General features: G+C 72.3%; 10 protein-coding genes and 1 pseudogene. 3 read left to right on the top strand and 8 right to left on the bottom strand.

Going from position 1 to position 13,035, the window contains the following annotated elements:
• Positions 1-34: 34 nt before the first annotated feature.
• From OG900_20470 to OG900_20455, 4 genes are all read right to left on the bottom strand, one after another.
• Positions 35-955 (bottom strand): DUF2637 domain-containing protein, encoded by a 921-nt coding sequence (locus tag OG900_20470; GenBank protein ID WUH92249.1) that lies wholly within the window; start codon positions 953-955, stop codon positions 35-37.
• Positions 956-1,120: 165 nt separating this feature from the next.
• On the bottom strand, positions 1,121-2,050 hold the full coding sequence (locus OG900_20465; GenBank protein ID WUH92248.1) for a hypothetical protein: 930 nt from the start codon (positions 2,048-2,050) through the stop codon (positions 1,121-1,123).
• A 465-nt stretch (positions 2,051-2,515) separates the two neighbouring features.
• Positions 2,516-2,704: a hypothetical protein gene (locus OG900_20460; protein WUH92247.1), complete on the bottom strand. Its 189-nt coding sequence runs from the start codon at positions 2,702-2,704 to the stop codon at positions 2,516-2,518.
• A 413-nt stretch (positions 2,705-3,117) separates the two neighbouring features.
• Entirely contained in the window at positions 3,118-4,497 is a 1,380-nt protein-coding gene (locus OG900_20455; protein WUH92246.1) for a recombinase family protein, read from the bottom strand.
• Between the two features lie 82 nt (positions 4,498-4,579).
• Here OG900_20455 and OG900_20450 point away from each other — a divergent pair.
• The 3 genes and pseudogenes from OG900_20450 to OG900_20440 all read left to right on the top strand — a co-directional run bounded on the left by OG900_20450 (position 4,580) and on the right by OG900_20440 (position 7,161).
• Positions 4,580-5,263 (top strand): annotated as a pseudogene (locus OG900_20450) (LLM class flavin-dependent oxidoreductase).
• Positions 5,264-5,367: 104 nt separating this feature from the next.
• Positions 5,368-6,189, top strand: coding sequence for an NAD(P)H-binding protein (locus OG900_20445; protein WUH92245.1), 822 nt, complete (start codon positions 5,368-5,370; stop codon positions 6,187-6,189).
• 186 nt (positions 6,190-6,375) lie between these two features.
• Positions 6,376-7,161: a VOC family protein gene (locus tag OG900_20440; protein ID WUH92244.1), complete on the top strand. Its 786-nt coding sequence runs from the start codon at positions 6,376-6,378 to the stop codon at positions 7,159-7,161.
• A gap of 34 nt (positions 7,162-7,195) precedes the next feature.
• Here the strand turns inward: OG900_20440 and OG900_20435 are convergent, their stop codons facing one another.
• From OG900_20435 to cydD, 4 genes are all read right to left on the bottom strand, one after another.
• A complete protein-coding gene (locus OG900_20435) occupies positions 7,196-7,990 on the bottom strand; it encodes an HAD-IIB family hydrolase (protein WUH95853.1) in 795 nt (264 codons plus the stop codon).
• Between the two features lie 428 nt (positions 7,991-8,418).
• Positions 8,419-8,892: a DUF6344 domain-containing protein gene (locus OG900_20430; GenBank protein WUH92243.1), complete on the bottom strand. Its 474-nt coding sequence runs from the start codon at positions 8,890-8,892 to the stop codon at positions 8,419-8,421.
• A 189-nt stretch (positions 8,893-9,081) separates the two neighbouring features.
• Positions 9,082-9,372 carry a hypothetical protein gene (locus tag OG900_20425; protein ID WUH92242.1) on the bottom strand — a complete coding sequence of 97 codons (291 nt, stop codon included), beginning with the start codon at positions 9,370-9,372 and terminating at the stop codon, positions 9,082-9,084.
• Positions 9,373-9,470: 98 nt separating this feature from the next.
• Positions 9,471-12,962 carry a thiol reductant ABC exporter subunit CydD gene (gene cydD, locus OG900_20420; protein WUH92241.1) on the bottom strand — a complete coding sequence of 1,164 codons (3,492 nt, stop codon included), beginning with the start codon at positions 12,960-12,962 and terminating at the stop codon, positions 9,471-9,473.
• Between the last annotated feature and the right edge of the window lie 73 nt (positions 12,963-13,035).

The following is a 13,035-nucleotide window of genomic DNA, read 5'->3' as shown; positions in this document are numbered from 1 at the left end:
CGGGGCGGCCCGTTCGGCCGCCCCGCGCGGCCGTTCACTCGGTACTGGGGTGGGCGCGGGCTTCGTCGCCGGGCTGGAGGGACTTGAGGGCTTCGGCTATGCGCTCGTTGCCTGCGCTGATTCCTTGGGCTTCGATGGCCTCACGGGCCATGGCGCGGGTGACCTGGCCGGAATCCGGGTGGGCACGGCGGATGATGTCGGCGAGCTGCCCGATCGTCGCTTCGGCCTTGCGCCCGCTGCGCCCCGTCTGCGAACGCCGGCCGGAAGTGCCCTTCGGCTTCTGGCCAGCCCTTTCAGCGTCTGCCCGAGCAGCTGTGTCGTCGTGGCCGGTGATGCCTTCCGTCTCCGGGGCTGTTGCGGGTTCGGTTCCGGCCGCTGTGTCTGCTCCGCCTGCGGGCTCGTCCCTCGGAGCCGCTGTTCCCCGTGCGGCCGGAATCGCGGCCGGGGCCGCCGGAATCATGGTGGGAGTTCCGGCGGCCGTCGTGTGGCTGTGGCGGCCGATGAGGATGTGCATGTGGGTGGCTCCGGCCAGGGCGAGGGGAGCTATCGCCGACAGGACGGCGACCGTGTGGTCGCCGAGCAGGAGGGTGTGGGCGCCGGGCTGGTTGAGGCGTACGGCGTGCAGGGCGTTCGCCCACAGGCTGGCGGTGGTGGCGGTGCCGAAGAGGGTCCAGGCGTAGGCGCGTGCGGGCCAGGGCGCGTCGCGCAGGACGAGGAGGGCGCGGACGCCGTAGGCGATGAATCCGTCGATGACCAGCGGGAAGAGGTAGGCCAGGTGCGGGCGGATGTGGACGGCGACGGCCATCTGCCGCAGGGAGTCGTACGACAGGGCTCCGCCGGCCAGGCCGAGCAGGATCAGCGCGAGCGGATCCCACCAGGACCCGCGACGGCCGGAGGTGGGCTCGCGGTGGGGCGGGGCTTGCAGGGCGGGGCGCGGACGTGCGGTGGCGGGCATGAAGACTCCAGTCAGGGACGGGCTGACAAGCGGGGTGCTCCGGGCATGCCGGAGAAGCGCGCGGCGGTAAGGGTGCACGTGGGTGCGTCAGCGCGGATGAGAGGGGGCGGCGGCCTTACGCGGGGCGCAGCCCTCAGGCGGGCGTACGGCGCGGCGTGGTGGGGGTCAGGCTCTGGCCGGGAGCCGACCGGCGTCGGCCTGGAGGGCGGCGCGGACCCTGGCCCTGCCGCGAGCGGCGACGCTCGCGCGTGCGGCGGTCTCGTCGGGCTTGTCGGCCAGGCCCGCGCAGGCGCGGCAGATCCCCTCGTGCGGGATCGGGCGGGCGCACGTGGCGCACTCCCCCGCCCAGCGCGGCTTGGCCGGGACGACCGGCTCCGGGGCTGGGGGGAGCTTGCGGGTGAGGCGGTCGCGGAGGATCGCCGCCGCGCTGTGGACCTGGGCGGGCAGCCCGCCGAGGAGTGCTTCGGACAGGTCGCGGTGGCCGTAGCCCCGCTCCAGCCACGTACTCACCAGGGGTGCGAGCGCGAGGGCCTCGACCGTGCCGAGCCGCAGGCGGGGCTCGGGCCGGAGTACCCGGAACAGCGTGGCGACTGCCTCACCGGTGGGGCCGTCCGACGCAGGATCGGTTGCCGGGGGCTTCGTCCCCCCAGCCTCCCCGATGCCCGTGCGGTCCTTGCCCGCCATGGCGGCGTTCGACCGCCGGACGGGGAGGGTGGGTTCTTTCCCACGGTCCTTTACGGGGTTGGTGACCTGGTCTTCGGCTGCCGCCGTACCGGATCCCGGACGGGTGAGACCCGGAGCGGCGTGCGGGGTGTCGTAGACGTGGGCCTCGCTGACGAACGTTCCGTCGCTGCGTCGGACCCGGTCGACGCGGTAGTAGCCGAGGGCGGTCAGTTCCCGCAGCGCCTTCGCAACGGCGTGGCGGCCCTGGGGGCTGGTGTCGGCCATCCGCCTACCGTCCTCCGACCACCCGTCGGGACGGGAGAGGAGGTCGGCGAGAAGGCCGCGGGCGGTGTAGGACAGCCGACGGTCTTGCAGCAGAGTGTTGGGCAGGACCGTGAAGCCGCGCGCATGGCGGCTACGATGAATCTGCATGAGGAGTTACCGCTCCTTGTGCCGGACCCCGGAGCGTTGGTAGCGCTGCCGGGGTCACCTTATTGAGTTCTTCGATGACAGAACGTACCACGCAAAGCAGGCCCAATCGCCCTGTTCGCGAAAGCAATTGATCACGCATCAGACGGTAGCGATCGGCCGGGTCCAGCTCCCGCCTGCACCGAACGCAGGCGCCGGAAAGGGCCAGCGGAAAGGCGTGATCAGCAGCGCGATCACGGCGGGAGTGGATGGGAAGTCCGGAGAGCGTCGGCCGCTCGGCGCAAGGAGAGCGCGAGGGCGCGGCACGCGGCGGTCGGGACGTAGGCTGGTACACAGTGCTTCCTCACTCGGGCGCCGCATCGGCTGGCAGGCCTTCGGCACCGGGGTAGATCGTTTGGGCGGTCGTCCGGGAGTCCTCTCGGCCCTTGGTGCTCCAACACCAAGGGCCGCTCCCGCATCCAGGCCAGGTCAGGCTGCCTGGACGTAAGTCGTACTGGAGAGCAGGTCAGCAAGCCGGGCGGCGCTGCGCGGACTGATCGTCGTGACGAAGCCGGCGCAGACGCGTTGCAGCGCGGCCTCCCGTGCCTCGTCCGTCACCGGACGGCAGTCGGAAGCAGTGGGCTGGATCGCGGCAGGCCGCGGCTGGGGTTCGGGCATAGGTGTGTCCTCGGAACGGCACGAGGCTGGCAGGCCGTGTGCCGTGGGGTTGAGCGGGCGGGCGGTCGTCATGCGCTCCGGCGGGTGGCGCTCCAACACCACTGGGCCGGGCAGCCGTCGGCCGGAGGTCTGGCGAACTCCGTGCGGCGGATGACAACAAGGATCCGCAGAAAACGCGTTTTGCCTGACGGTACTTTCCGGGTTATAGAGCAGACCGGGACACTGCAGCTTCGGCTCGCCCTCTCCATGACTCCACCGTCTCCCGCATCGACTTCACGCTCCCTCGTGCGCCATCGGATAGGACTGTTCAGCAGGAGAAACCCGGTCCTCGGGCTCCCGCGCTGGAGCCGACAGTCCCACGCGATCCTGAGCTGGGTCAGGCCGGAAATCCGTGATAGAAGACGACAGCCGCCCTACAGGTTGTTCTGCTCGATGCTGATCCGGTCCCAGTCGAAGACGCCGCTGGGCTTGGTCGACGCGTCAATGACGATTCCGGCGAAGAGGAAACGCATCACCGCATTGCGCCGCTCATCCGTCATGTCCTCGGCTTCCCACGCCTTCGCAGCTCCGGGACCGGTGAGCCCTTCCAGCAGCTTCATCGGCCGGACGACGAGGCGTCGCTGCGCCTTGGCGATGCGCTCGGTGATCTCCTTGCGCATCCCGCGGTATTCCGCTGTCGTGATCTCCTTCGCCGTCCACATCTGATTCAGCTCGTCGAGCTGCTGCTGATCTGCTTCCACGGATCGAGAGGCGGCATCGGGCAAGGAAGTGGAGGCGAGCTGCCCGGTGACCGTGAGCCTGCGCAGGAGGTCGATGGCAGCGTCGGTGACGAACCCCTCCAACTTCACTGCCGCGATGCGCCGTACGCACTTCTTGTCGCCGTTCCGGCTGTGGCGAGTGCACAGGTACGACGGCGCGGAGCCCACCTTCGTGCCGGACATGAGCGTGCCGCAGCGCCCGCACATCACCAGGCCTCGGAGCAAGTAGAAGCGGCGCAGCTCCAGGTTGGTCTGGTGGATGGCGGACCGGTACTCCCGTCGGGTGCGGGTCTCCTGCCAGATGCCCGGCTCGATGATCGCCGGCCACTTGCCCGGACCGACCTCCTCTCCCTGGTGCATGCGTATGGCGGCAACGTGACGCGAATCGAGGAGGGCGCGGACGGTGCCCTGGGACCACTCCTTGCCGTAGACGGTCTTGACGCCGCGCTTGTGGAGCAGGAGCGCGATGGCGCTCGGGCTCTGGCCCTTCAGGTAGCGGTCGAAGACCTCGCGGACGATCTCGGCCTCGTCCTCCCGGATGGTCATTCCGTCGGGCTCGTATCCGAAGCGGCGCTTGCCGGAATGCGGAAGGCCGATCTCGGCCCGCTCCTTCAGGGCCGACTTCAAGCGGCGGGAGGTGTCGTCCGAGGAGCGGCAGGCGTGGGCGACCTCGATGCGCAGGATGAAGCGGTCGTCGGGGTCGGAGAGGTTCCGCCGGTTGGCTTCGCCGTGGAGCAGGATCTGGTGGTCGTCCGAGACCTGGAGCAGTTCTTCGAGGTCTCGCGGCTGCCGCATCAGACGGTCGGGGTGGTAGGCGATGATGTGCCGGAACTCCCGGCGGTGGGCGCTTTCGAGGAGCTGGTCCCAGCCCGGCCGCTTGCGGTTACGGCGCCAGGCCGAGCGGCTGTTGTCCACGAAGACGTGGCTGGGGTCTATGACCAGACCCCGGCGCTCGGCTATCTCCCGGCAGATGCGCTCCTGGCGGTCGACGCCGGTCTGGTCGTCGTCGTCCGCCTGGGATATCCGGCAGTACAAAGCCGCTGGTTCACCTGGGGTTATTGTCGTCTCCTGTGTCTCATGTCGCCGCATGGACCGATTGTATGAACGAGGCTTGGGCTCGCCGAACTTCCGGCATCCCGTCACGCTCGCCAAGGACCTGATGTCGCTCGACGACGTCTCCGCCGGGCGGGTCGTGCTGGGTATCGGGTCGGGTGGCACCGGCTTCGACGCGACCGTGCTCGGGCAGGAGCCGTGGACGGCGCGGGAGCGTGCGGACCGGTTCGGGGAGTTCGTCGGGCTGCTCGACCGGCTGCTGACGCAGGGCGCGGTCACCGAGCGGGGGACGTACTACGCGGCCGAGGAGGCGCGGAATATCCCCGGGTGCGTGCAGCAGCCGAGGCTGCCCTTCGCCGTGGCGGCGACCGGGCCGCGCGGGCTCGCCCTGGCGGCGCGCTACGGGCAGGCCTGGGTGACCACGGGGGACCCGGCGCTCTTCGAGGCCGGTACGCCGGCGCAGTCGCGGGCGGCGATCCGCGGGCAGGTCGAGCGGTTGGGCGAGGCCTGTGCGGCCGCCGGTCGGGACCCGGGCGAGCTGGAGCGGATCATGCTCACCGGTTTCACGCCGGACAGGAACGCCCCGCTGGACTCGGTGGACGCCTTCGTGGACTTCGCCGGGCGGCACGCCGAGCTGGGCATCACCGAGATCGTGCTGCACCACCCGATCCCGGACTCGGACTTCGCCGCCGACCCGGAGGTCTTCGAGCGCATCGCGACGGAAGGCCTGGCGCAACTGGCCGGCTGAGCAAGCGGCGGCACCAGGAAAAGCCATTACTATCCTCTAGGTACCTACTATCTCCACGATGTTAGCTTCATCGGGTCAACGGGACATCGGACCTGGGAGTGATCATGATCGTGGTGACCGGAGCAACCGGAAACGTCGGGCAGCAGGTCGTCAGCGCACTCGCCGCGGCAGGCGGCGAGGAGGTCGTCGCCATGTCGCGTCAAGCGGCGCCGGCGACGCCGACCGGCGTCACCCACCGGCAGGGCGACCTGGCGGCGCCGGACAGCCTCCGCCCCGCCTTCGACGGCGCCGACACGCTCTTCCTGCTGGTCGCGGGCGACGACCCGCACGCCGTGCTGGACGCGGCGAAGGCCGGCGGCGTCCGCCGGGTGGTGCTGCTGTCCTCGCAGGGCGCGGGGACCCGGCCGCAGGCGTACGCGCACCCGGCCCGCTTCGAGGCGGCCGTACGGGGCTCGGGCCTGGACTGGACCGTGCTGCGGCCGGGCGGTTTCGCGTCCAACGCCTTCGCCTGGGCCGAGACCGTACGCACCCGGCGGACGGTCTTCGCACCGTTCGGCGATGTGGCGCTGCCGGCGATCGACCCGGCCGACATCGCGCAGGTCGCGGCCGCCGTGCTGCGCGAGGAGGGCCACGTGGGGCGTACGTACGAACTCACCGGGCCCGCCGCCCTCTCGCCGCGCGAGCGGGCACGGGCGATCGGCGCGGCGCTGGGCGAGCCGGTGGACTTCGTGGAGCAGAGCAGGGCCGAGGCCAGGGAGCAGATGCTGGGCTTCATGCCGGAGCCCGTCGCGGACGCAACCCTCGGCATCCTCGGCGAGCCGCTGCCGGCCGAGCAGGCGGTGACCTCCGACGTCGAGCGGGTGCTGGGCCGGCCGGCCGGGACCTTCGCCGCCTGGGCGGCCCGGCACGCCGCCGCCTTCGCGTAAGGCGCCCGCGCCGAGGGTCCGCACCCCGCGAGCGCGCGTTCGGCGCCGGCGCGTTCGGGTAGCGGGAGTGCCGGGCGGCGGGGAGGGTGGTCTATCGGGGGCGTGGCCACCCGGTCGTCCGGCCGGGGTGGCGGCATTCCGTACCGGGGCCCCCGCGGCACCCCGGACCACTCATGGAGGCGCCAGATGTCCGAAGTCACCGGCCCCTACGAGCCCGGCACACCGTGCTGGATCGACCTGATGGTGCCCGACCAGCAAGCCGGCCTGGACTTCTACCGTGACCTGTTCGGCTGGCAGGGCGAGATCGGCCCGGACGAATACGGCGGCTATTCGGTCTGTACGCAGAAGGGCAAGCCGGTCGCCGGTCTGATGAAAGCCATGGCGATGGGCGACCAGCCCGCCCCGCCGACCGCGTGGACCACCTACTTCTCGGTGGCCGACGCCGACGCGACCGAGGCCGCGGTCAAGGCCAACGGCGGCACGGTCATCATGCCGACCTCCGACGTCATGACCCTGGGCCGGATGTTCGTCGCCGCCGACCCGTACGGCGCCGTCTTCGGTGCGTGGCAGCCGCGGGACTTCAAGGGCGCCGAGATCGTCAACGAGCACGGGGCGCTGGTCTGGAACCAGCTGCACAGCCCCGACCCCGCAGGAGCCGGCGCCTTCTACTCCGCGGTCCTCGGCCTGACCGCGGGCCCGATGCCGGAGATGCCGGAATTCGACGGCTTCCAGGTCAAGGGCCACACCATCGGCGGTGTCATGGGCCTGGACAGCCTGCCCGACGGCACCCCGCCGCACTGGATGGTCAACTTCGCGGTGGACGACGCCGACAGCGTCGTCGACGCGCTCGTGCGGGCCGGCGGATCGGTGATCACGCCGCCTTTCGACATGGACAAGGTCGGCCGGATGGCCGTCGTCCAGGACCCGCAGGGCGCGGTCTTCTCCGTCGTGGCGAGCGAGGGCCAGAGCTGACCGCAGCGGTACGGGGTCCGTGCGGCCCGGCCGCTCAGTTGCGGCGGGCCGCGACGATCCGCTCGATCACCCGCGCCACCCCGTCGTCCTCGTTCGCCGCCGTCCGGCGATTGGTGGCGGCCAGGACGTCGGGGTGCGCGTTGGCGACGGCGTAGGACGTACCGGCCCAGCCGAGCATCGCCAGGTCGTTCGGCATGTCGCCGAACGCGACCACCTCGGCTGCCGTGACCCCGCGCTCCGCGCAGCAGCGCGCCAGCGTGGTGGCCTTGCTGACGCCCTTGCCGCTGACCTCCAGCAGGGCGGTCTCGCTCGAACGGGTGATCTCGCCGTGCCCGCCCGCGACCGCGAGCGCCGCCGCCAGGAAGTCGTCGGGGTCCATCGAGGGGTGCTTGGCCAGCAGTTTCAGCACCGGTAGCGCGCGGTCCTCGGCCAGCAGCACGTCGACGGCGGCCGGCGGCCCGAGGTCGGGCTCGATGGCGCCGTACGCGGGTTCGCGCCGGAAGCTCCCGGCGCGCTCGACCGCGAAACTGGTGCCGGGCAGCTCGGCGCGCAGCGCGTGCGCGACCGCGAGCGCGTCGTCCTCGGGCAGCGGAAAGGCCTCGATCAGCCGGTGCGCACGCAGGTCGTAGACCGCGGCACCGTTGGCGACGATCGCCATTCCGTGTCCTGCGAGGTGTTCGGCGACCACGCCCATCCACCGTGCGGGGCGCCCGGTGACGAAGAAGACCTCGATGCCAGCCGCTTCTGCGGCGGCCAGCGCGGCGATCGTGCGCGGCGACACGGAGCGGTCGTTGCGCAGCAACGTTCCGTCCAGGTCGGTGGCGATCAGCCGCGGCGAGGTGACGGCGAAGTCGTCGTGTGCGTAAGGCTGCGGGTGCGCGTCGGGCGAAGGGGAGGGCCCGCCGGGGGCACCGATGGCTGAGGTCACCCTTCCATCCTCCCGTATCCGCCGAGCTTGCCCGCACAAAAGTGCGGATATGTGCTCAGCCGAGCCGGATGGTGGGGGGCGTCACGACCTCGGTGTGACGCTCTGGTTGTCTCGGGTCACGTTGCGGATACGCTCGCGGCCGCTCCGTGGGCCGCGTTGCGGGTCGCGTTGCTGACCCCGTTACGGACGTCGTTACGGAATACGTCGCGGATCACGTTCTGGGACGGTCGTCGTCGCCGCGGAAAGGCGCCGTGGTGACGCGGTGGCGTACGCCGACCTGTGGTGCTCGGGCCGTGCGGGCGCGGTGGAGCGCCGAAAACCCGGCGGTGTCAGCCGCACAGCGCACGGTCGCGGCGGCGGCCGGCGCGGTCGGCGGCGTCCTGGTCGGCGGCGCCGACAATGGCAGCCGCCGCGGCCGCCGCGTCGCCGAGGCCGTCGACCGGGACGGCGATGCTGCGGGAGCTGGGTGACGTGCCGTGCGCCTCGGCCCTGATCCGCTGCTTCATCGTCGGCGGCAGCGAACGCCCGCGGCCCGACGACCGCGGCGCGGGCACCATCACCCGGTCGGCGCAATGCGCTGGCGCGGCATGTCCGCGCGCCGTATTTCCGCCCCTCGGCGCGGCGGCCGCGATCACCGGGGCGGCGACGGCCTGCGCCGGTACGGTGGCGTGGCCCACCGCGTGCCCGGACGCCGCGCCCTTCATACGGGCCGGGGTCGCGAAGCCCAGCGCGGCGATGCACTTGATGAGCACGTTCAGGAATGCGCCCCAGAACGCGGTGGCACGGGGAGTGGTAGCGGCCATGGCCTCTCTCGTTTCCTTGTCGGTCGAAGTGACTAATCCGATGATGAGGAAACGAGCACGGATTTTCCGGAACCGCACCCCGAGTCCGGGGATTTTCAGACCAACGCCACCCGTCCGGCCCAATTCCGACCCGGCGGCGGCTCTTTCCGGTACCGCTGGCAGGCTCGGGGAGCAGGCGGTATAAGCAGGTCAGCGGCCGAGGCCGGCCAGCCCGGTCTGCAGGTCGTCCATGGTCATGACCGGCCGCACATCGACTTTCGCACCGGCGTGGAAGAAGGGTTCGAGGGCCGACGGCATCTGCGAGCTCTTGTTCATCTCGAAGACCATGTAGCAGCACCGGTCGCCCGCCGTGGTGGTGAAGTAGGCGGATTCCGGGCGTAGTTCCTCGACCATTTCCTGCACCATTTTTGACATGGTGCCGTCGTTGACGGCCTGGTTCGCCGTCGCGGTGTCCATTCGCGCGGTGAGCATCATCCGCATGGCTCTCATCCTCTCCGCAGCGTGGCCGGCGCTCTGCGCCCTGCGCACGCACGGGAAAGCCCGGTCGCGCCTCGCTTCCCACCCTCCTCCCGGCTTCATCACGCCGCAACCGGGTGCCGCGCCCCGAACGCGTCGGCGAGCTGCTCGCGCTCCAAAGTGCTCCGGAAGGGTCCGTCGGCGGCGGCGAGCTCGCGGTAGGTGCCGCGTTGGACGACGCGGCCCGCGTCGAGTACGACGATCTCGTCGACGGCGTCGCCCGCGAGCCCGGCCAGCCGGTGCGTGATCAGCAGCGTCGTACGGTCGCGGCCGCGGGTGGCGGCCAGCAGGTCGGCGGTCAGGGCGTCGGCGGTGGCGATGTCCAGGTGCTCGGCGGGCTCGTCCAGGATCAGTACGGGGAAGCCGGCCAGCAGCGCGCGGGCCAGCGCGAGCCGCTGCCGCATCCCGCCGGACAGCCTGGCCCCGTGCTCGCCGACGGCCAGATCCAGGTCGAGGTCGAGCCGGGCGGCGGCGAGGGCGGCGCGCAGGTCGTCGTCGCCGGCACCGGGACGGGCGAGCCGCAGATTCTCCCTGACGCTGCTGTCGAAGACATGCGCGTCCTGAGCGCACATGCCGACCAGCCGGCGTACGTCGTCGCCGTCGCACTCGTCCGCGGGCCGACCGCCCAGGGTATAGGTGCCGGACTCGGCGTCCAGGAAGCGCAGCAGTACGTGCGCCAGCGTCGTCTTGCCGGCGCCCGACGGGCCGACGACCGCGACCCGGCGACCCTGGGTGAGGGTAAGGCCAACGCCGTCGAGCGCGGGGGAGGGCCGTCCCGGGTGGCGGGCGGTCAGGTCGCTCACCACCAGGGGGAAGGGCGAGGCGGGCGGCGCCGCCGGGTGGGCGGGCTCGCTCACCGGCAGCGGCGAGTCGAGCACGTCGTTCACCCTTTCCGCCGCCCGGCGGCTGCGCTGCCGCTGCTGTGCGGCGAGCGGCAGGCCGTTGACGGCCTCGAAGGCGGCGAGCGGGGCGAGCAGCAGCACCGCGAGCGCCACACCCGGCAGGTCGCGCGCTGCCACCGCACCCACCCCGACCCAGCCGCACGCTGTCACGGTGAGACCGCAGACCAGCGTGGTCAGCCCGGCTCCCAGCGCGGTGACCGCGGCGGACCTGGCGGCGACCGCGGTGAGCGTACGGTCGGCCTCCGCGGCTTCGTCACGCCGGCGGTCCAGCGCGCCGGCGACCGTCAGCTCGGCGGTGCCGGTGAAGAGGGCCAGCACCCTGGACGACAGCTCGCCGCGGGCCGGGGCGAGCCGCGCTTCGGTACGGCGTGCGACGGCCGCGGCCAGCAGCGGCACGGCGACGCCGGCGACCAGCAGCCCGGCCCCGAGGGCGACTCCCGCGGCCGGCAGCAGCCATCCGGCGAAGGCCGCGGACACCAGCGCCACGAGCCCGGCGGTGATCGCGGGCTGCAGCCACCGCAGGTAGTGGTCCTGGACCGCGTCCACATCCGCGACCAGCCGGGACAGCAGGTCGCCGCGCTGCCGCTCGCGCAGGCCGGCGGGCGCCAGGCCTTCCAGCCGCCGGTAGACCGCGACCCTTACGCCGGCCAGCGCGCGGAAGACCGCGTCGTGCGCGACCAGCCGCTCCCCGTAGCGGAAGACGGCCCGCCCGATACCGAAGGCCCTGGTCGCGGTGACGGCCACCATCAGATACAGCACCGGCGGCTGCTGCGAGGCCCGGCTGATCAGCCACCCCGAGGTCGCCATCAGCCCGACCGCGGACAGCAGCGCCAGCGCGCCCAGCCCGCAGGCCGCGGCGAAGCGCCCGCGGAAGCCGCGTATTCGCCCCGCGGCGAGCAACCCGCGTACACCCCCCGTGCTGGACCGGTCCGGCACCTGTGCGTGATCCGGCTCGGGCAGCCGGTCCGGCGCAGGCGAGCGGTCGTACGAAGGCAAGGAGTCGTACGCGGGCGAGCCCGGTGCGGGTGAGTCGCCCGCCCCCGGCGTCAGGGCGAGCACCCGGTCGGCGAGCGGCAGCAGCGCGGGGCGGTGGGCGACCAGGATCGTCGTCCGGCCCCGGCACAGCTCCCGCAGGGTCGCGATGAGTGCACCCTCGGTGTCGCCGTCGAGGTTGGCGGTCGGCTCGTCGAGCAGCAGCAGCGGCCGGTCGGCGAGGAAGGCGCGGGCCAGCGCGATGCGCTGCCGCTGGCCGGCGGACAGCCCGGCGCCGTCCTCGCCGATGACGTCGTCGGGGGCGGCGAAGCCGAGCGCGCCGGCGGCGGCCAGCGCGGCGTGCAGGTCGGCGTCGGCGGCGTCGGGCCGGGCCAGCCGGACGTTGTCGGCGATCGTGCCGGCGAAGAGGTGCGGGTGCTGCGGCACCCAGGCGATCTGGCGGTGCCAGGACGCCTGGTCGATGGTGCCGAGGTCGACGCCGTCGGCCAGGATGCGGCCCCGCGCGGCCGGCGCGAAGCCGAGCAGCGCGCTGAGCATCGTGGTCTTGCCGACCCCGCTCGGGCCGGTCACCGCCAGCGTCTCGCCGGGCGCGAGGGTGAAGGAGGTCGGTGCCAGCGCGCCCTCGGTCCGTACCGCGAGGCCCTCGACCCGGACCGTGGCGGTCCGCAGATCGGGCGCGGGGGTGCGGCCGGGCGCCGTGGCGGGCTCGGTCTCCAGCACCTCGAAGACCTGCTCGGCGGCGGCCAGCCCTTCCGCCGCCGCGTGGTATTGCGCTCCGACCTGCCGCAGCGGCAGATACGCCTCGGGGGCCAGGACCAGCACCAGCAAGCCGGTGCGCAGCGACAGCTCGCCGTGCACCAGACGCATGCCGATGTCGACGGCGACCAGGGCGACCGAGATGGTGGCCAGCAGTTCCAGCACGAAGGACGAGAGGAAGGCGATCCGCAGCGTCTTCAGGGTGGCCTTGCGGTAGTCGCCGGTGATGGTCCGGATGTTGTCGGCCTGTGCCTTGGCCCGCCCGAAGACCTTGAGTGTCGGCAGTCCGGCGACCACGTCGAGGAAGTGCCCGGAGAGCCGGCCGAGCAGCCGCCACTGCCGGTCCATCCGGTCCCTGGTCGCCCAGCCCACCAGCACCATGAACAGCGGGATCAGCGGCAGGGTGAGCACGATGGTGAGCGCCGATATCCAGTCGGCGAGGAGAATGCGGGCCAGCACGACCGCGGGGACGACCGCGGCGAGCCCCAACTGCGGCAGATAGCGGGCGAAGTAGTCGTCCAGCGCGTCGATGCCGCGGGTCGCGAGGGTGGTCAGTTCACCGCTGCGACGGCCGGTCAGCCACCCCGGGCCGAGCGCGGTCGCACGTATCAGCAGCCGGTTGCGCAACTGCGAGGTGACCGCGGCCCCGGCCCGGTGCGCGCACAGCTCCGTCAGCCAGGCCACCAGCGCCCGGCCCACCGAGACGGCCGCCAGCCACAGCAGGTCGCCGCCCAGGGCGCCGGTCCCGTCGCCGTGCTGGAAGCCGCCGACGACCAGGTCGGCGATCAGCGTCGCCTGCGCCACGATCAGACCGGCGCCCACCAGACCGAGCGCCACCGTGCCGGCCAGGAAGACCCGGGTGGTGCGCGCGTACCGCAGTAGTCGCGGATCGACAGGTTTCACGTGGAACATCCCCTTTCGCGACGAAGAGGGCAGACAGGGCGGACACCGCGATCACGGCGATCACGGCGATCAC

The sequence above is a fragment of the Streptomyces sp. NBC_00433 genome, assembly GCA_036015235.1.
Taxonomy (GTDB): domain Bacteria; phylum Actinomycetota; class Actinomycetes; order Streptomycetales; family Streptomycetaceae; genus Actinacidiphila.
The sequence above is the reverse complement of the archived record's forward strand: the minus strand, read 5'-3'. Positions and strand labels throughout refer to the sequence as shown.